Origin of the sequence: Streptococcus pseudoporcinus LQ 940-04, from assembly GCF_000188035.1 — a bacterium.
GTDB lineage: Bacteria > Bacillota > Bacilli > Lactobacillales > Streptococcaceae > Streptococcus > Streptococcus pseudoporcinus.
Genome location: NZ_AEUY02000005.1, coordinates 25,096 through 42,347 on the forward strand (window position 1 = coordinate 25,096; position 17,252 = coordinate 42,347).

Sequence of the window (17,252 nt, forward strand, 5' to 3'; positions counted from 1 at the left end):
TTAGAAAATCCTTTGGTTACAAGGGATTTACAAAATTTCAGCGTATGTCAAATGGGCTTTAAAAGTTGACATACGCCTTTTTGATTGGAGGGATTTTTACTGAATGAACAAACTTGGTTACAGCATTTAAAAGAAAAACGCTTGGCTTATGGACTATCTCAAAACCGTTTAGCTGTTGCGACTGGTATTACAAGGCAGTATCTAAGCGATATTGAAACAGGAAAAGTCAAGCCATCAGAGGATTTACAGCAGTCCCTTTGGGAAGCTCTGGAACGCTTCAATCCCGACGCTCCCCTTGAAATGCTGTTTGATTATGTAAGAATTCGCTTTCCGACAACAGACGTACAGCAGGTGGTCGAAAACATCTTACAACTGAAACTGTCCTATTTTCTTCATGAGGACTATGGTTTCTATTCTTATTCAGAGCATTATGCTTTAGGCGACATATTCGTCCTTTGCTCCCATGAACTGGACAAAGGAGTTCTGGTGGAATTGAAAGGTCGTGGGTGCAGACAATTTGAAAGCTATCTTCTGGCACAACAAAGAAGCTGGTATGAGTTCTTTATGGACGTTTTGGTGGCTGGCGGTGTGATGAAACGCCTTGACCTTGCCATTAACGATAAGACAGGGATTTTAAATATCCCTGTACTCACTGAAAAGTGCCAACAGGAAGAATGTATCTCCGTCTTCCGCAGTTTTAAAAGCTATCGCAGTGGCGAACTGGTACGCAAAGAGGAAAAGGAATGTATGGGAAACACCCTCTATATCGGTTCATTACAAAGTGAAGTTTATTTCTGTATCTATGAAAAGGACTACGAGCAGTACAAGAAAAATGATATTCCCATTGAAGACGCAGAAGTAAAAAACCGTTTTGAGATTCGATTGAAAAATGAGCGTGCCTATTATGCAGTCCGTGATTTACTCGTCTATGACAATCCAGAGCATACCGCCTTTAAAATTATCAATCGGTATATCCGTTTTGTAGATAAAGACGATTCCAAACCTCGTTCTGATTGGAAACTGAATGAAGAATGGGCTTGGTTTATTGGGAACAATCGTGAACGATTAAAACTAACCACAAAACCAGAGCCTTACTCCTTCCAAAGGACGCTGAACTGGCTATCTCATCAAGTTGCCCCGACCTTAAAGGTTGCGATTAAACTTGATGAAATCAACCAGACGCAGGTTGTAAAAGACATTCTCGACCATGCGAAACTGACAGACCGACACAAGCAGATTTTGAAGCAACAGTCAGTAAAAGAACAGGACGTGATAACAACAAAAAAATAACTCAAATACAAATTCATTGAATATAGAGAGGAGAACATTTTTATGAATTTTGGACAAAACCTTTATAACTGGTTTCTATCAAACGCTCAATCACTGGTGCTTTTAGCAATCGTTGTGATTGGCTTGTATCTTGGCTTCAAGCGTGAGTTTAGCAAACTGATTGGCTTTTTAATTATTGCGATTATTGCGGTTGGCTTAGTCTTCAACGCTGCTGGAGTAAAAGACATTTTACTAGAGCTATTCAATCGCATTATTGGTGCTTAAATAAAACCGTTCTTTTGTGGAATATAAGTGGTTTTCTTATGTTCCGCAAAGGAATGGTACACCAAACGAAGTGCGGTAGGGATTTTTGAATCTCTACAAAGAAAGGACGTGAATATATGGACGATATGCAAGTCTATATTGCGAATTTAGGCAAATACAATGAGGGCGAATTGGTCGGTGCGTGGTTTACCTTTCCCATTGACTTTGAGGAAGTCAAAGAGAAAATCGGCTTGAATGATGAATATGAGGAATACGCCATTCATGACTACGAGTTACCCTTTACGGTTGACGAATACACTTCCATTGGCGAACTCAATCGACTATGGGAAATGGTATCGGAATTACCCGAAGAATTACAATCGGAGCTATCTGCTCTGCTCACTCATTTTTCAAGCATTGAAGAACTAAGCGAACATCAAGAGGATATTATCATTCATTCCGATTGTGATGATATGTATGACGTGGCACGCTACTACATTGAAGAAACGGGTGCTTTAGGCGAAGTACCAGCTAGTCTTCAAAACTATATTGATTATCAAGCCTATGGTCGGGATTTAGACCTTTCAGGAACGTTTATCTCAACCAATCATGGGATTTTTGAAATCGTCTATTAAATCTGTCGGTACATTACTACTGGCAGATTTTCTATTTTACGGGGTGGCTCAATCAGCTACCCCTATTTTTTATGAAAGGATTGATTACATGAAGAAAATACGAAGCTATACCAGTATCTGGTCTGTGGAAAAGGTACTGTATTCTATCAATGATTTTAGACTTCCGTTTCCCATAACCTTTACGCAAATGACATGGTTTGTCGTGTCACTCTTTGCAGTGATGATACTTGGCAACTTGCCCCCTCTTTCCATGATAGAGGGAGCATTTCTCAAATACTTTGGGATTCCTGTGGCTTTCACATGGTTTATGTCTACAAAAACTTTTGATGGTAAAAAGCCTTATGGATTTTTGAAGTCTGTCATTGCTTATGCACTGCGACCAAAGCTGACCTATGCAGGAAAAAAAGTAACGCTTGGCAGAAACCAGCCACAAGAAGCCATTACAGCAGTTAGGAGTGAATTTTATGGCATATCCAATTAAATACATTGAAAACAATCTCGTCTGGAATAAAGACGGGGAATGTTATGCTTACTATGAGCTTGTTCCTTACAATTACTCATTTCTAAGTCCAGAACAGAAAATACAAGTGCATGATTCTTTCAGACAGCTTATCGCACAAAATCGTGATGGCAAAATTCATGCTTTACAAATCAGTACAGAATCCAGCATACGTTCTGCACAAGAGCGTTCCAAAAATGAAGTCACTGGCAAGCTCAAAGCGGTTGCCTATGACAAAATCGACCAACAGACAGACGCTTTAATATCCATGATTGGCGAAAATCAAGTGAACTACCGTTTCTTTATCGGCTTTAAGTTGCTTCTCAACGATCAGGAGTTTTCTATGAAAAGTCTTACCGTTGAAGCAAAAAATGCTTTGTCTGATTTTGTCTATGATGTGAACCATAAGCTGATGGGCGATTTTGTTAGTATGAGTAATGATGAAATCCTGCGTTTTCAGAAGATGGAAAAGCTCTTAGAAAATAAAATCTCTCGTCGTTTCAAAATCCGCAGGTTAGATAAGGACGACTTCGGCTATCTGATTGAACACCTTTACGGACAGACAGGCACTGCCTATGAAGAGTATGAGTACCATCTATCAAAGAAAAAGCTGGATAATGAAACGCTGATTAAATACTATGACTTGATTAAGCCTACTCGCTGTTTGGTGGAAGAAAAACAGCGATATTTGAAAATCCAGCAGGAAGATGAAACCGTCTATGTAGCTTACTTTACCATTAACAGCATTGTCGGAGAACTGGACTTCCCGTCCTCTGAAATCTTCTACTACCAGCAACAGCAATTTACATTCCCGATTGATACGTCAATGAATGTGGAAATTGTAGCGAATCGTAAAGCCCTATCTACTGTCCGCAATAAAAAGAAAGAACTGAAAGACTTGGATAACCACGCTTGGCAAAGTGATAATGAAACCAGCTCCAATGTGGCGGAAGCTCTGGAAAGTGTGAATGAGCTGGAAACCAATTTAGACCAAAGCAAGGAATCTATGTACAAGCTGTCTTATGTGGTAAGGGTATCAGCAAATGATCTTGACGAACTCAAACGTCGTTGTAATGAAGTGAAAGATTTTTATGACGATTTAAGCGTAAAACTGGTACGACCATTTGGGGATATGCTCGGCTTACATGAAGAATTTTTACCTGCCAGCAAGCGTTATATGAATGATTATATTCAATACGTGACCTCTGATTTCCTCGCTGGTTTAGGTTTTGGTGCTACTCAAATGCTGGGGGAAAATGAGGGGATTTATGTTGGCTACAGCTTAGATACTGGACGCAATGTCTATCTGAAACCTGCTCTTGCCAGTCAAGGGGTTAAGGGTTCAGTAACCAATGCGTTAGCGTCGGCTTTTGTTGGTTCGCTGGGTGGTGGTAAATCCTTTGCGAATAACCTTATCGTCTATTATGCGGTGCTTTATGGGGCACAAGCAGTGATTGTAGACCCAAAAGCAGAACGTGGCAGATGGAAAGAAACCTTGCCAGAGATTTCCCATGAAATCAATATCGTCACTCTGACTTCTGATGAGAAAAACAAAGGCTTACTTGACCCTTATGTGATTATGAAAAATCCCAAAGATTCTGAATCACTGGCTATTGATATTCTGACATTCCTTACGGGGATTTCCTCTCGTGATGGGGAACGCTTCCCAATCCTTAGAAAAGCCATTCGTGCAGTAACCAATAGTGAAGTACGAGGGTTGATGAAAGTGATTGAGGAATTACGGGTTGAGAATACGCCACTAAGTACCAGTATAGCCGACCATATCGAAAGTTTTACAGACTATGACTTTGCACATTTATTATTCAGTAATGGTTATGTGGAGCAGTCTATCAGCTTAGAAAAACAACTGAACATTATACAGGTTGCGGACTTGGTACTTCCCGACAAGGAAACTTCCTTTGAGGAATATACCACTATGGAGCTTTTATCCGTTGCTATGCTGATTGTCATTAGTACCTTTGCTTTAGACTTTATCCATACAGACCGAAGCATTTTCAAGATTGTAGATTTAGACGAAGCATGGAGCTTTTTACAGGTAGCACAAGGAAAAACACTATCTATGAAGCTGGTTCGGGCTGGTCGTGCTATGAACGCTGGGGTATATTTCGTGACCCAAAATACAGACGACCTCTTAGATGAAAAACTGAAAAATAACCTCGGCTTAAAATTTGCATTTCGTTCCACTGACCTTAACGAGATTAAAAAGACCTTAGCCTTTTTTGGTGTAGACCCAGAGGACGAAAACAATCAGAAGCGATTGCGTGATTTGGAAAACGGGCAATGCCTTATCAGTGATTTATATGGTCGTGTCGGTGTGATACAGTTCCACCCTGTATTTGAAGAACTGCTCCATGCCTTTGATACCAGACCACCTGTGCGAAAAGAGGTGTAAATGTGAAACCATCAATAGTAAACAGAATAAAATCAAACTGGACGCTGAAACGTCTAGGTAAAGTGGCAATGACAGTGGCTTTCACACTTGTGATTGCCATTTTTCTTTTAGCCATGCTGGGAACGGTGGTTCAAGCTGCGGGCTTGGTAGATGATACGGTCAATGTGGCAAATGAATACAGCCGATACCCACTTGAAAACTATCAACTGGATTTTTATGTGGATAATAGCTGGGGCTGGCTTCCGTGGAACTGGTCGGACGGGATTGGAAAACAGGTCATGTATGGACTATATGCCATTACCAATTTTATTTGGACAATCAGTTTGTATGTTTCCAATGCGACAGGTTACTTAGTACAGGAAGCCTATTCCTTAGACTTCATTTCCGCTACAGCAGATTCCATTGGTAAGAATATGCAGACCTTAGCTGGTGTGAGTGCAAACGGATTTTCAACAGAGGGTTTCTATGTTGGATTCCTCTTACTCTTGATTTTGGTTCTTGGGGTTTATGTTGCCTATACGGGACTGATAAAGAGAGAAACCACAAAGGCAATTCATGCCATTATGAATTTTGTGCTGGTGTTTATCCTATCGGCTTCCTTTATTGCCTACGCTCCCGACTACATTAAAAAAATCAATGACTTTTCATCAGACATCAGTAATGCCAGTTTATCACTTGGCACGAAGATTGTCATGCCCCATTCCGATAGTCAAGGCAAGGACAGCGTGGACTTAATCAGAGATAGCCTGTTTTCCATACAGGTTCAGCAACCGTGGCTACTGCTTCAATACAACAGTTCAGACATTGAAAGTATCGGTATTGACCGTGTGGAAAGCCTGCTCTCCACCAGCCCAGATTCCAACAATGGCGAAGACAGAGAAAAAATTGTTGCGGAAGAAATTGAAGACAGAAGCAATACCAATCTAACCATTACAAAGACCATTAACCGTTTAGGTACAGTCTTCTTCCTATTTGTCTTCAATATTGGGATTTCCATATTTGTATTCCTATTAACAGGAATCATGATTTTCTCGCAGGTACTTTTTATCATCTATGCTATGTTTCTGCCTGTGAGCTTTATTTTAAGCATGATTCCATCATTTGATGGTATGTCAAAACGAGCCATAACAAAGCTCTTTAATACCATTTTGACACGAGCTGGAATCACATTGATTATTACGACAGCATTTAGTATTTCAACCATGCTCTATACCTTATCGGCTGGTTATCCGTTCTTTTTGATTGCTTTTCTACAGATTGTGACCTTTGCAGGAATCTACTTCAAGCTGGGCGATTTAATGAGTATGTTTTCTCTACAGAGTAACGATTCTCAAAGTGTGGGAAGTCGTGTGATGAGAAAACCTCGTATGCTTATGCACGCTCACATGCACCGTCTACAGCGGAAACTTGGACGTTCCATGACTACTCTAGGGGCTGGGTCTGCCATTGTTACAGGTAAAAAAGGACAGTCGGGTTCGGGGAGTTCTGCAAGGACACAAGCAGATCACTCCCGACCAGACGGAAAGGAAAAATCAACACTTGGAAAACGTATCGGTCAAACCATCGGTACAGTAGCTGATACCAAAGACAGAATGGTAGACACTGCTAGTGGTTTGAAAGAACAGGTTAAAGATTTGCCGACCAATGCAAGATATGCAGTATATCAAGGAAAATCCAAAGTAAAAGAGAATGTCCGTGATTTAACCAGTAGTATTTCTCAAACCAAAGCGGACAGAGCCAGTGGACGCAAGGAACAGCAGGAACAAAGGCGAAAAACCATTGCGAAGCGTCGCTCTGAAATGGAACAGGTCAAACAGAAAAAACAGCCTGCTTCTTCTGTTCATGAAAGACCGACTACAAGACAAGAACAATATCATGATGAACAGACCTCAAAACAGTCTAATATTCAGACTTCATATAAGGAATCTCAACAAGCCAAACAAGAGCGTCCAGCAGTTAAGTCCGATTTTTCAAGTCCAAAAGTGGAACGCCAAGGCAATACCGTTCAAGAAAAAACCGTTCAAAAGCCAGCAACTTCAACCACTACAGCAGATAGAACTTCACAACGTCCAATCACAAAAGAACGTCCGTCTACTGTTCAAAGAGTACCACTACAAAATACAAGAAGTAGACCACCAATCAAAACCGCCACCATTAAGAAAGTCGGTAAGAAACCATGAAGTTGAAAACTTTAGTGATTGGTGGTTCTGGATTATTCTTGATGGTCTTCTCACTGCTTCTGTTTGTTGCCATTTTATTTTCAGATGAACAGGACAGCGGAATTTCCAATATTCATTATGGAGGTGTGAATGTTTCCGCAGAAGTGCTGGCTCATAAGCCTATGGTAGAAAAATATGCCAAAGAATATGGCGTTGAAGAATATGTCAACATACTTCTTGCGATTATACAGGTGGAATCGGGCGGTACTGCGGAAGATGTTATGCAGTCCTCGGAATCCCTCGGTCTTCCACCTAATTCATTGAGTACAGAAGAATCCATTAAGCAAGGTGTGAAGTATTTCAGTGAATTATTAGCCAGTAGCGAAAGGCTCAGTGTAGATTTAGAATCGGTTATCCAGTCCTACAATTATGGTGGTGGTTTCTTAGGGTATGTGGCTAATCGTGGAAATAAATATACCTTTGAACTGGCTCAAAGTTTCTCAAAAGAGTATTCAGGTGGCGAAAAAGTGTCTTACCCCAATCCCATAGCCATACCTATCAATGGGGGCTGGCGATACAACTATGGCAATATGTTTTATGTGCAACTGGTAACGCAGTATCTTGTCACAACAGAGTTTGATGATGATACGGTACAAGCCATCATGGACGAAGCACTGAAATATGAGGGCTGGCGATACGTTTACGGTGGAGCTTCCCCGACTACTTCTTTTGATTGTAGCGGACTGACACAATGGACGTATGGAAAAGCTGGAATTAACTTACCACGAACCGCACAACAGCAATATGATGTGACCCAGCATATCCCACTATCGGAAGCACAAGCTGGCGATTTGGTTTTCTTTCATTCTACCTATAACGCTGGCTCTTATATTACTCATGTTGGGATATACCTTGGCAATAACCGTATGTTTCATGCAGGCGACCCAATCGGTTATGCCGACTTAACAAGCCCCTACTGGCAACAGCATTTAGTGGGAGCAGGACGAATCAAACAATGAGAAAGGAAGATTTAATGATGAAATTTAGAAAAAATCAGAATAAAGAAAAACAGATACCAAAGGAAAAGAAACCTCGTGTCTATAAGGTCAATCCTCATAAAAAGGTTGTGATTGCCTTGTGGGTACTTTTAGGGCTTAGTTTCAGCTTTGCGATATTCAAGCACTTTACAGCTATAGATACTCATACTATTCACGAAACAACTATCATAGAAAAGGAATACGTTGATACTCATCATGTAGAAAATTTTGTAGAGAACTTTGCGAAAGTCTACTATTCATGGGAGCAATCCGATAAGTCCATTGATAATCGAATGGAAAGTCTAAAAGGCTATCTGACAGATGAACTTCAAGCTCTCAATGTTGATACAGTACGCAAAGATATTCCTGTATCGTCTTCTGTAAGAGGATTTCAGATATGGACGGTAGAGCCAACTGGCGACAATGAGTTTAATGTAACCTACAGTGTAGACCAGCTCATTACAGAGGGAGAAAATACAAAGACCGTCCACTCTGCTTATATAGTGAGTGTCTATGTAGATGGTTCTGGAAATATGGTACTGGTTAAGAATCCGACCATTACCAACATACCTAAGAAATCAAGTTATAAACCAAAAGCCATTGAAAGTGAGGGGACGGTTGATTCCATTACAACCAATGAAATCAATGAGTTTTTAACGACGTTCTTCAAGCTCTATCCTACAGCGACAGCCAGTGAACTTTCCTACTATGTGAATGACGGGATATTAAAACCAATCGGAAAAGAGTACATCTTTCAAGAACTGGTAAATCCTATTCACAATCGTAAGGATAATCAAGTCACGGTATCGCTGACAGTGGAGTATATCGACCAGCAGACCAAAGCAACGCAGGTATCTCAATTTGATTTGGTACTTGAAAAGAACGGGAGTAATTGGAAGATTGTAAAATAACAAATATTGGTACATGATTACAGATACTTTGTAATCATGTACTCTTTTTGATAAAAAATTGGAGATTCCTTGACAAATATGCTCTTACGTGCTATTATTTAAGTGACTATTTAAAAGGAGTTAATAAATATGCGGCAAGGTATTCTTAAATAAACTGTCAATTTGATAGCGGGAACAAATAATTAGATGTCCTTTTTTAGGAGGGCTTAGTTTTTTGTACCCAGTTTAAGAATACCTTTATCATGTGATTCTAAAGTATCCAGAGAATATCTGTATGCTTTGTATACCTATGGTTATGCATAAAAATCCCAGTGATAAAAGTATTTATCACTGGGATTTTTATGCCCTTTTGGGTTTTTGAATGGAGGAAAATCACATGAAAATTATTAATATTGGAGTTTTAGCTCATGTTGATGCAGGAAAAACTACCTTAACAGAAAGCTTATTATATAACAGTGGAGCGATTACAGAATTAGGAAGCGTGGACAAAGGTACAACGAGGACGGATAATACGCTTTTAGAACGTCAGAGAGGAATTACAATTCAGACAGGAATAACCTCTTTTCAGTGGGAAAATACGAAGGTGAACATCATAGACACGCCAGGACATATGGATTTCTTAGCAGAAGTATATCGTTCATTATCAGTTTTAGATGGGGCAATTCTACTGATTTCTGCAAAAGATGGCGTACAAGCACAAACTCGTATATTATTTCATGCACTTAGGAAAATGGGGATTCCCACAATCTTTTTTATCAATAAGATTGACCAAAATGGAATTGATTTATCAACGGTTTATCAGGATATTAAAGAGAAACTTTCTGCCGAAATTGTAATCAAACAGAAGGTAGAACTGTATCCTAATATGTGTGTGACGAACTTTACCGAATCTGAACAATGGGATACGGTAATAGAGGGAAACGATGACCTTTTAGAGAAATATATGTCCGGTAAATCATTAGAAGCATTGGAACTCGAACAAGAGGAAAGCATAAGATTTCATAATTGTTCCCTGTTCCCTGTTTATCACGGAAGTGCAAAAAACAATATAGGGATTGATAACCTTATAGAAGTGATTACGAATAAATTTTATTCATCAACACATCGAGGTCCGTCTGAACTTTGCGGAAATGTTTTCAAAATTGAATATACAAAAAAAAGACAACGTCTTGCATATATACGCCTTTATAGTGGAGTACTACATTTACGAGATTCGGTTAGAGTATCAGAAAAAGAAAAAATAAAAGTTACAGAAATGTATACTTCAATAAATGGTGAATTATGTAAGATTGATAGAGCTTATTCTGGAGAAATTGTTATTTTGCAAAATGAGTTTTTGAAGTTAAATAGTGTTCTTGGAGATACAAAACTATTGCCACAGAGAAAAAAGATTGAAAATCCGCACCCTCTACTACAAACAACTGTTGAACCGAGTAAACCTGAACAGAGAGAAATGTTGCTTGATGCCCTTTTGGAAATCTCAGATAGTGATCCGCTTCTACGATATTACGTGGATTCTACGACACATGAAATTATACTTTCTTTCTTAGGGAAAGTACAAATGGAAGTGATTAGTGCACTGTTGCAAGAAAAGTATCATGTGGAGATAGAACTAAAAGAGCCTACAGTCATTTATATGGAGAGACCGTTAAAAAATGCAGAATATACCATTCACATCGAAGTGCCGCCAAATCCTTTCTGGGCTTCCATTGGTTTATCTGTATCACCGCTTCCGTTGGGAAGTGGAATGCAGTATGAGAGCTCGGTTTCTCTTGGATACTTAAATCAATCATTTCAAAATGCAGTTATGGAAGGGATACGCTATGGTTGCGAACAAGGATTATATGGTTGGAATGTGACGGATTGTAAAATCTGTTTTAAGTATGGCTTATACTATAGCCCTGTTAGTACCCCAGCAGATTTTCGGATGCTTGCTCCTATTGTATTGGAACAAGTCTTAAAAAAAGCTGGAACAGAATTGTTAGAGCCATATCTTAGTTTTAAAATTTATGCGCCACAGGAATATCTTTCACGAGCATACAACGATGCTCCTAAATATTGTGCGAACATCGTAGACACTCAATTGAAAAATAATGAGGTCATTCTTAGTGGAGAAATCCCTGCTCGGTGTATTCAAGAATATCGTAGTGATTTAACTTTCTTTACAAATGGACGTAGTGTTTGTTTAACAGAGTTAAAAGGGTACCATGTTACTACCGGTGAACCTGTTTGCCAGCCCCGTCGTCCAAATAGTCGGATAGATAAAGTACGATATATGTTCAATAAAATAACTTAGTGTATTTTATGTTGTTATATAAATATGGTTTCTTGTTAAATAAGATGAAATATTTTTTAATAAAGATTTGAATTAAAGTGTAAAGGAGGAGATAGTTATTATAAACTACAAGTGGATATTGTGTCCTGTATGTGGAAATAAAACACGATTAAAGATAAGGGAAGATACTGAATTAAAAAAATTCCCCCTCTATTGTCCGAAATGCAGACAAGAAAATTTAATTGAAATAAAGCAGTTCAAAGTAACTGTGATTACAGAGCCAGACGCAAAGACGCAGAGCCGATAAAATGAGATTAATACAATCTCATTTTATCGGCTCTTTCCGTTATGTATGGATTCTTTTAATTAGTCTTCGATGTTTCTTGCTTCGTTGATACCGCTGGCTAAAGATTCCATTAAGGATAGTTCTTTGTCTGTAAAGCTATCCATGTATTTCTCTATCTGTAATCGTCGGGTGCTTTTTACCAAGTTATTAGCAGGTAAGAAAAATTCATCAACGGAAACATGAAGTAACGATACAAGGTCATAAAGAACTTGTATGCTGGGGTGTTGCCCTTTATTTTCAATATTAGTTAAGTACCGTGGGTCAATTTCAATCAATGCTCCCACTTGTTCACGAGTTAAACCTCGTTTCAATCGAGCTTCTTTAATGGCTAAACCAAAGGCTCTAAAATCATATTTATCTTCTTTTTTACGCATAGTAGACCACCTCTATACATTTTATTGTTCCTACTGAATTAAAAACAGGTATAGAAAAACGTGTTATATGGTTTATAGGTTTATATTTAATAAAAAGCACTACTAAACGCCAATAAAAAAAACCGTTATATGGTAGTGCTATTTACGCTGTTAAAATATTGTATATTACTTCCAAATGGCGGTTTGTTGGAGGTCAACGTCGCCATGAAGTACATCATATACAATAAATTTCCTTACATTGGGTTCTTGTCAAAAAAAGTCGTCTATCTGCAATAGATAAGTACGTCCACCAATGTGGTTTTATAAATCATATAGATAGAATAACAGAAGCATGTAAACAGAGAAATAAATCTGTTTATATGCTTTTTTGGCTATTCAGAACTTTTTTACAAAGTTTATTTATCAGTAATGCAACAAATCCCCCTTTCACATTGGGACTAAGAGTGAAAGGAGATAAACGAGCAAGGCTCACTTCCTTTCCTAGACAGAAAGGGGGTGAGAAACATGAAACCATCTTCTTTTCAGACCACAATAGAAAATCAGTTTGACTATATCTGTAAACGTGCTATGGAAGACGAGCGAAAGAATTATATGCTTTATCTTTCAAGGATTGCAAAGCGTGAGGTGTCCTTTTCGGATGTTGGCGATTATCTTGTTAGCCAGTTTGCGACAACAGATAACTATTCAACTGACTTTCAGATTTTTACACTCAATGGGTTATCAGTAGGCGTTGAAAATGATTTGTTGAGTGAAGCATTACGTGAGTTGCCAGACAAGAAACGTGAAATTCTACTGCTGTTTTACTTTATGGACATGAGCGATTCAGAAATTGCAGACCTGTTGAAATTGAACCGTTCTACTGTCTATCGGCATAGAACCAGTGGACTAGCCTTAATTAAAAAGTTTATGGAGGAATTTGAAGAATGAAAACACAATATCCTATGATTCCCTTTCCTCTCATTGTAAAGGCAACAGATGGCGATACCGAAGCGATTAACCAGATTCTACATCATTACAGAGGGTACATAACGAAGCGTTCCCTACGACTTATGAAAGATGAATATGGCAATCAAAGTATGGTCGTTGATGAAGTCTTACGTGGAAGAATGGAAACCAGACTGATTACAAAGATTTTGTCATTTGAAATTAAGTAATATCCTCTCTCCTTTCGTGGAAGCGTGCTAAACCATTCCACGCTTCCCGAACAGGGAGGTTTGTTATTCCACCAAAGCATATTGAGCTTTCAATGTGTTTTGATAGGCTAACGAGCCATTGTTCTTTGAAAACTGAATAAAAGTAATCGAATACGTTTCGATAAGAAAAGAGCCAACGGAACTAACCGCCATGACCTATCTTATAAAGATAGCGAGCGATTCATGTTAGTGATCCGAGAAGCAATCTTTAGCAGGATTGCCTGCAACGACATTCTTATCGTGATAATGATACTCCCATACAGTCAATAGTCCGAGCGTGATAAAACCGTCGCAGGCAATGAGTATGGCTACATGAGAACCATGCAGGGGTGGAACTCCCGTGAGCTTTGCTAAAGCTGTTCGATTGCTGGTAAAACAACTTTTATGAAATCCAAATAAGTGATTTGGAAAGGAGGATTTTATGAAGCAGACTGACATTCCTATTTGGGAACGTTATACCCTAACCATTGAAGAAGCGTCAAAATATTTTCGTATTGGCGAAAACAAGCTACGACGCTTGGCAGAGGAAAATAAAAATGCAAATTGGCTGATTATGAATGGCAATCGTATTCAGATTAAACGAAAACAATTTGAAAAAATTATAGATACATTGGACGCAATCTAGCGTCGCCAAAGGGTCTTGTATATGATAAAATAGTATTAAGTCGTATCAAGGCTCTTTCCATAAAGGAAAGGAGCAAATGCCATGTCAGAAAAAAGACGTGACAATAAAGGTCGAATCTTAAAGACTGGAGAGAGCCAACGAAAAGACGGAAGATACTTATACAAATATATAGATTCATTTGGAGAACCGCAATTTGTTTACTCGTGGAAACTTGTGGCTACAGACCGAGTACCAGCAGGAAAGCGTGATTGTATCTCACTTAGAGAGAAAATCGCAGAGTTACAGAAAGACATTCATGATGGTATTGATGTTGTAGGAAAGAAAATGACACTCTGCCAGCTTTACGCAAAACAGAACGCTCAAAGACCAAAGGTTAGAAAAAACACTGAAACTGGACGCAAATATCTTATGGATATTTTGAAGAAAGACAAGTTAGGTGTAAGAAGTATTGACAGTATTAAGCCATCAGACGCTAAAGAATGGGCTATTAGAATGAGTGAAAATGGTTATGCTTATCAAACCATCAATAACTACAAACGTTCTTTAAAGGCTTCATTCTATATTGCTATACAAGATGATTGTGTTCGGAAGAATCCATTTGACTTTCAACTGAAAGCAGTTCTTGATGATGATACTGTCCCTAAGACCGTACTAACAGAAGAACAGGAAGAAAAACTGTTAGCCTTTGCAAAAGCTGATAAAACCTACAGCAAAAATTATGATGAAATTCTGATACTCTTAAAAACAGGTCTTCGTATTTCAGAGTTTGGTGGTTTGACACTTCCAGATTTAGATTTTGAGAATCGTCTTGTCAATATAGACCATCAGCTATTGAGAGATACTGAAATTGGGTACTACATTGAAACACCAAAGACCAAAAGTGGCGAACGTCAAGTTCCTATGGTTGAAGAAGCCTATCAAGCATTTAAGCGAGTGTTAGCGAATCGAAAGAATGATAAGCGTGTTGAGATTGATGGATATAGTGATTTCCTCTTTCTTAATAGAAAGAACTATCCAAAAGTGGCAAGTGATTACAACGGCATGATGAAAGGTCTTGTTAAGAAATACAATAAGTATAACGAGGATAAATTGCCACACATCACTCCACATAGTTTGCGACATACATTCTGTACCAACTATGCAAATGCAGGAATGAATCCAAAGGCATTACAGTACATTATGGGACATGCTAATATAGCCATGACGCTGAACTATTACGCACATGCAACATTCGATTCTGCAATGGCAGAAATGAAACGCTTGAATAAAGAGAAGCAACAGGAGCGTCTTGTTGCTTAGTAGTACAAATGAATTTACTACTTATTTACCACTTCTGACAGCTAAGACATGAGGAAATATGCAAAGAAACGTGAAGTATCTTCCTACAGTAAAAATACTCGAAAGCACATAGAATAAGGCTTTACGAGCATTTAAGAAAATATAAAAAGATAATTAGAAATTTATACTTTGTTTAATTTAAAAACATTGTCTATTCTCGCCTTTAGGACAGGAAGAGAAAAAGGTTTTGTAATATAATCATCTGCTCCTTGAGAAAGACCTTTGATAACATACTTATCTTCGTCTTTTACAGTAAGCATTATTACAGGAAGGTCAGAAAATTCTCTCAGCCACTTTAAAAAATTAAAGCCTGATCCATCTGGGAGATTAGCATCAAGAAGAATTAAATCAAAATCATTAAAATTAAGATTCTCTGTCTGAGAAAGATTGTTATAAATAATAGTTTCAATATTATGCTTGTTTAAGTAAGTTTTAACAGCAAAAGAAATTGTGCTGTCGTCTTCAATCATTAGTATTTTCAATTCTATACTCCTTTCTGAGATATCACATTTAAAATAACTACAAATTCTGCCAAAGAGACTTTCTAAATCAGCTATTTACATTGCAAACTCTACAGTAAAAACAGTTTTTATATTTGGCACACTACTTACGCTTATTTTAGCATTATTTACTCGCAGTAATTCTTTGGAGATTGATAATCCAAGTCCTGAACCTTTTGTTAATCTTGAACTATCTGCCTGATACATTCTGTCAAATATATACAGAATATCCATCTGTGCTTAAACATTTTTTAATTAAATTACATAATGCAATATCATCATCTATAATTATTATCTCTCTCATATCTCATACCTCCATAATACCTATTCAACATAGTCATCATCAAAGGAAAATACATCATTTGATATACAATCTAAAGTCTAAAGGTTCTTTATAAAAATTAAAACTTATTTATATTATTCGTCCTATTCAATGAAATTAGTTCACCAAAATCTGTATCCAGTTCAATACAAATTCTATAGAGAATTTCCATGCTGACAAATTCACCTTTTCCCATTTTAGCTATCGTTGCAGGAGCTATACCAACTTTTTCCTGTAGGTCTCTTTTTTTCATATTTTTATCTATTAAAAGTTTCCACAGCCCATTATAGTTTATTTTCATATTACCATCCTTAATATTCATATAGTTGAACTTTTATTTCTTTAATTATATCATAATTTCACCAAATAAAAAAGAGTCGGTGCAGCCCTAAGACCACACCGACCATAAATTTACCTCTCAGCTTCTTTGTTTACTTCTTTCTTTTCTTTTGGTTTTTCCTTATCTTCAGCCTGATATTTCTTAATAGCTCCAAGTACAGACTTTTTCTTTTCTTCTTGTCCTTTCATTTGTTCCTTTGCCTTTAGTAGCTTTGAAGAAAGTATTCTGATATTGCTATGTTCCTTTCCGTTATCATCAATAGAGGTTCTTATTTGTCCAAAGAGCTTAACAAAATCTCCCTGCTTAAAGTTCTTTGGAATATCACTTTTTTCTCCATAAGCTGAACAATTATGATACACCTTGTTTCCTTCATCGTCTTTGGATACTACGGAGAAATTCGCCACCTTAAAGGCTTCTCCGCTTTTGTTTTCCCTTTCTACTACATCGACCTCTCCAACAATATTTCCGACAATATTGATAAGATTATCCTTTTCTTCCTGAGCATAAGGCAGGTCTTTTATCTGCCCCTGTTCCCTCAAATCCTCAATCATATAGTCAAATTCCTCATGCAGCAAATTAAGGCTGTCATTGTCCATATAAGCATCATAGAGCTTATCTAAGGCACTTTCATCATTGATACCTTTTTCCATGCTTATAATCGCCTTTACAAAGTCCTTGTGGTTATCACTTACCATATCTTCAATCTGATTTCTCATTGTTTTGTAATCCATGTTTTTATCTCCTTTCATGGC

18 protein-coding genes and 2 pseudogenes are annotated in these 17,252 nt (G+C 37.9%); 15 read left to right on the forward strand and 5 right to left on the reverse strand.

The features are described from left to right. The first annotated feature begins 84 nt into the window (after window positions 1-84). The 11 genes and pseudogenes from mobT (at window position 85) to STRPS_RS10315 (ending at window position 11,769) form a co-directional block, all read left to right on the forward strand. On the forward strand, window positions 85-1,290 hold the full coding sequence (gene mobT / locus STRPS_RS01605) for a MobT family relaxase (RefSeq protein WP_000398284.1): 1,206 nt from the start codon (window positions 85-87) through the stop codon (window positions 1,288-1,290). Between the two features lie 42 nt (window positions 1,291-1,332). Beyond that, window positions 1,333-1,554 carry a hypothetical protein gene (locus STRPS_RS01610; RefSeq protein ID WP_001009056.1) on the forward strand — a complete coding sequence of 74 codons (222 nt, stop codon included), beginning with the start codon at window positions 1,333-1,335 and terminating at the stop codon, window positions 1,552-1,554. Window positions 1,555-1,670: 116 nt separating this feature from the next. Continuing rightward, entirely contained in the window at window positions 1,671-2,168 is a 498-nt protein-coding gene (locus STRPS_RS01615) for an antirestriction protein ArdA (protein WP_000342539.1), read from the forward strand. A gap of 88 nt (window positions 2,169-2,256) precedes the next feature. Further along, window positions 2,257-2,649, forward strand: a complete 393-nt coding sequence (locus STRPS_RS01620; RefSeq protein ID WP_000723888.1) for a conjugal transfer protein — start codon at window positions 2,257-2,259, stop codon at window positions 2,647-2,649. Continuing rightward, complete coding sequence (gene tcpF, locus STRPS_RS01625) at window positions 2,633-5,080, forward strand: conjugal transfer ATPase TcpF (RefSeq protein ID WP_000331160.1); 2,448 nt, start codon at window positions 2,633-2,635, stop codon at window positions 5,078-5,080. The genes STRPS_RS01620 and tcpF overlap by 17 nt, the downstream gene beginning before the upstream one ends. Window positions 5,081-5,082: 2 nt before the next feature. Then, the gene (locus STRPS_RS01630) at window positions 5,083-7,260 is read left to right on the forward strand and encodes a CD3337/EF1877 family mobilome membrane protein (RefSeq protein ID WP_000804748.1); all 2,178 of its coding nucleotides are present in this window, start codon (window positions 5,083-5,085) and stop codon (window positions 7,258-7,260) included. Then, complete coding sequence (locus STRPS_RS01635) at window positions 7,257-8,258, forward strand: bifunctional lytic transglycosylase/C40 family peptidase (protein WP_000769868.1); 1,002 nt, start codon at window positions 7,257-7,259, stop codon at window positions 8,256-8,258. Before STRPS_RS01630 ends, STRPS_RS01635 begins: the two co-directional genes overlap by 4 nt. Further along, the gene (locus STRPS_RS01640; protein ID WP_001224319.1) at window positions 8,255-9,187 is read left to right on the forward strand and encodes a conjugal transfer protein; all 933 of its coding nucleotides are present in this window, start codon (window positions 8,255-8,257) and stop codon (window positions 9,185-9,187) included. Before STRPS_RS01635 ends, STRPS_RS01640 begins: the two co-directional genes overlap by 4 nt. Before the next feature lie 313 nt (window positions 9,188-9,500). Beyond that, a pseudogene (locus STRPS_RS10930) lies at window positions 9,501-9,548 on the forward strand (hypothetical protein); the annotation flags it as partial. Window positions 9,549-9,563: 15 nt separating this feature from the next. Beyond that, window positions 9,564-11,483 carry a tetracycline resistance ribosomal protection protein Tet(M) gene (gene tet(M) / locus STRPS_RS01645; protein ID WP_000691727.1) on the forward strand — a complete coding sequence of 640 codons (1,920 nt, stop codon included), beginning with the start codon at window positions 9,564-9,566 and terminating at the stop codon, window positions 11,481-11,483. A 100-nt stretch (window positions 11,484-11,583) separates the two neighbouring features. Next, window positions 11,584-11,769: a cysteine-rich KTR domain-containing protein gene (locus tag STRPS_RS10315; protein WP_011058338.1), complete on the forward strand. Its 186-nt coding sequence runs from the start codon at window positions 11,584-11,586 to the stop codon at window positions 11,767-11,769. 59 nt (window positions 11,770-11,828) lie between these two features. Here the strand turns inward: STRPS_RS10315 and STRPS_RS01655 are convergent, their stop codons facing one another. Continuing rightward, the gene (locus tag STRPS_RS01655; RefSeq protein ID WP_001227347.1) at window positions 11,829-12,182 is read right to left on the reverse strand and encodes a helix-turn-helix transcriptional regulator; all 354 of its coding nucleotides are present in this window, start codon (window positions 12,180-12,182) and stop codon (window positions 11,829-11,831) included. 504 nt (window positions 12,183-12,686) lie between these two features. Here STRPS_RS01655 and STRPS_RS01660 point away from each other — a divergent pair. The 4 genes from STRPS_RS01660 (at window position 12,687) to STRPS_RS01675 (ending at window position 15,299) form a co-directional block, all read left to right on the forward strand. After that, window positions 12,687-13,109 carry a sigma-70 family RNA polymerase sigma factor gene (locus tag STRPS_RS01660; RefSeq protein WP_000804885.1) on the forward strand — a complete coding sequence of 141 codons (423 nt, stop codon included), beginning with the start codon at window positions 12,687-12,689 and terminating at the stop codon, window positions 13,107-13,109. Next, window positions 13,106-13,336, forward strand: a complete 231-nt coding sequence (locus STRPS_RS01665) for a helix-turn-helix domain-containing protein (protein ID WP_000857133.1) — start codon at window positions 13,106-13,108, stop codon at window positions 13,334-13,336. The genes STRPS_RS01660 and STRPS_RS01665 overlap by 4 nt, the downstream gene beginning before the upstream one ends. A gap of 460 nt (window positions 13,337-13,796) precedes the next feature. Next, entirely contained in the window at window positions 13,797-14,000 is a 204-nt protein-coding gene (locus tag STRPS_RS01670) for an excisionase (RefSeq protein ID WP_000814511.1), read from the forward strand. A gap of 81 nt (window positions 14,001-14,081) precedes the next feature. Continuing rightward, window positions 14,082-15,299 (forward strand): tyrosine-type recombinase/integrase, encoded by a 1,218-nt coding sequence (locus STRPS_RS01675; RefSeq protein WP_001291561.1) that lies wholly within the window; start codon window positions 14,082-14,084, stop codon window positions 15,297-15,299. 179 nt (window positions 15,300-15,478) lie between these two features. Here STRPS_RS01675 and STRPS_RS01680 read toward each other — a convergent pair. The 4 genes and pseudogenes from STRPS_RS01680 to STRPS_RS01690 form a co-directional block, all read right to left on the reverse strand. Further along, window positions 15,479-15,820: pseudogene (locus tag STRPS_RS01680) on the reverse strand (response regulator transcription factor); the annotation flags it as partial. Between the two features lie 75 nt (window positions 15,821-15,895). Further along, the gene (locus tag STRPS_RS10325) at window positions 15,896-16,072 is read right to left on the reverse strand and encodes a sensor histidine kinase (RefSeq protein WP_009346340.1); all 177 of its coding nucleotides are present in this window, start codon (window positions 16,070-16,072) and stop codon (window positions 15,896-15,898) included. A gap of 167 nt (window positions 16,073-16,239) precedes the next feature. Then, a complete protein-coding gene (locus STRPS_RS01685) occupies window positions 16,240-16,461 on the reverse strand; it encodes a helix-turn-helix domain-containing protein (RefSeq protein WP_007894591.1) in 222 nt (73 codons plus the stop codon). A 110-nt stretch (window positions 16,462-16,571) separates the two neighbouring features. Beyond that, a complete protein-coding gene (locus tag STRPS_RS01690) occupies window positions 16,572-17,231 on the reverse strand; it encodes a hypothetical protein (RefSeq protein ID WP_007896208.1) in 660 nt (219 codons plus the stop codon). Window positions 17,232-17,252: the final 21 nt, after the last annotated feature.

What these genes read in the sequence shown, in the direction of transcription:
- STRPS_RS01635 (WP_000769868.1), top strand. Translation starts at nt 7,257, where the DNA reads ATGAAGTTGAAAACTTTAGTGATTGGTGGTTCTGGATTATTCTTGATG.
- STRPS_RS01640 (WP_001224319.1), top strand. Translation starts at nt 8,255, where the DNA reads ATGAGAAAGGAAGATTTAATGATGAAATTTAGAAAAAATCAGAATAAA.
- STRPS_RS01660 (WP_000804885.1), top strand. Translation starts at nt 12,687, where the DNA reads ATGAAACCATCTTCTTTTCAGACCACAATAGAAAATCAGTTTGACTAT.
- STRPS_RS01675 (WP_001291561.1), top strand. Translation starts at nt 14,082, where the DNA reads ATGTCAGAAAAAAGACGTGACAATAAAGGTCGAATCTTAAAGACTGGA.
- STRPS_RS01615 (WP_000342539.1), top strand. Translation starts at nt 1,671, where the DNA reads ATGGACGATATGCAAGTCTATATTGCGAATTTAGGCAAATACAATGAG.
- STRPS_RS01670 (WP_000814511.1), top strand. Translation starts at nt 13,797, where the DNA reads ATGAAGCAGACTGACATTCCTATTTGGGAACGTTATACCCTAACCATT.
- tcpF (WP_000331160.1), top strand. Translation starts at nt 2,633, where the DNA reads ATGGCATATCCAATTAAATACATTGAAAACAATCTCGTCTGGAATAAA.
- STRPS_RS01620 (WP_000723888.1), top strand. Translation starts at nt 2,257, where the DNA reads ATGAAGAAAATACGAAGCTATACCAGTATCTGGTCTGTGGAAAAGGTA.
- STRPS_RS01610 (WP_001009056.1), top strand. Translation starts at nt 1,333, where the DNA reads ATGAATTTTGGACAAAACCTTTATAACTGGTTTCTATCAAACGCTCAA.
- STRPS_RS01655 (WP_001227347.1), bottom strand. Translation starts at nt 12,182, where the DNA reads ATGCGTAAAAAAGAAGATAAATATGATTTTAGAGCCTTTGGTTTAGCC.
- STRPS_RS01690 (WP_007896208.1), bottom strand. Translation starts at nt 17,231, where the DNA reads ATGGATTACAAAACAATGAGAAATCAGATTGAAGATATGGTAAGTGAT.
- STRPS_RS01685 (WP_007894591.1), bottom strand. Translation starts at nt 16,461, where the DNA reads ATGAAAATAAACTATAATGGGCTGTGGAAACTTTTAATAGATAAAAAT.
- STRPS_RS01665 (WP_000857133.1), top strand. Translation starts at nt 13,106, where the DNA reads ATGAAAACACAATATCCTATGATTCCCTTTCCTCTCATTGTAAAGGCA.
- STRPS_RS10325 (WP_009346340.1), bottom strand. Translation starts at nt 16,072, where the DNA reads ATGGATATTCTGTATATATTTGACAGAATGTATCAGGCAGATAGTTCA.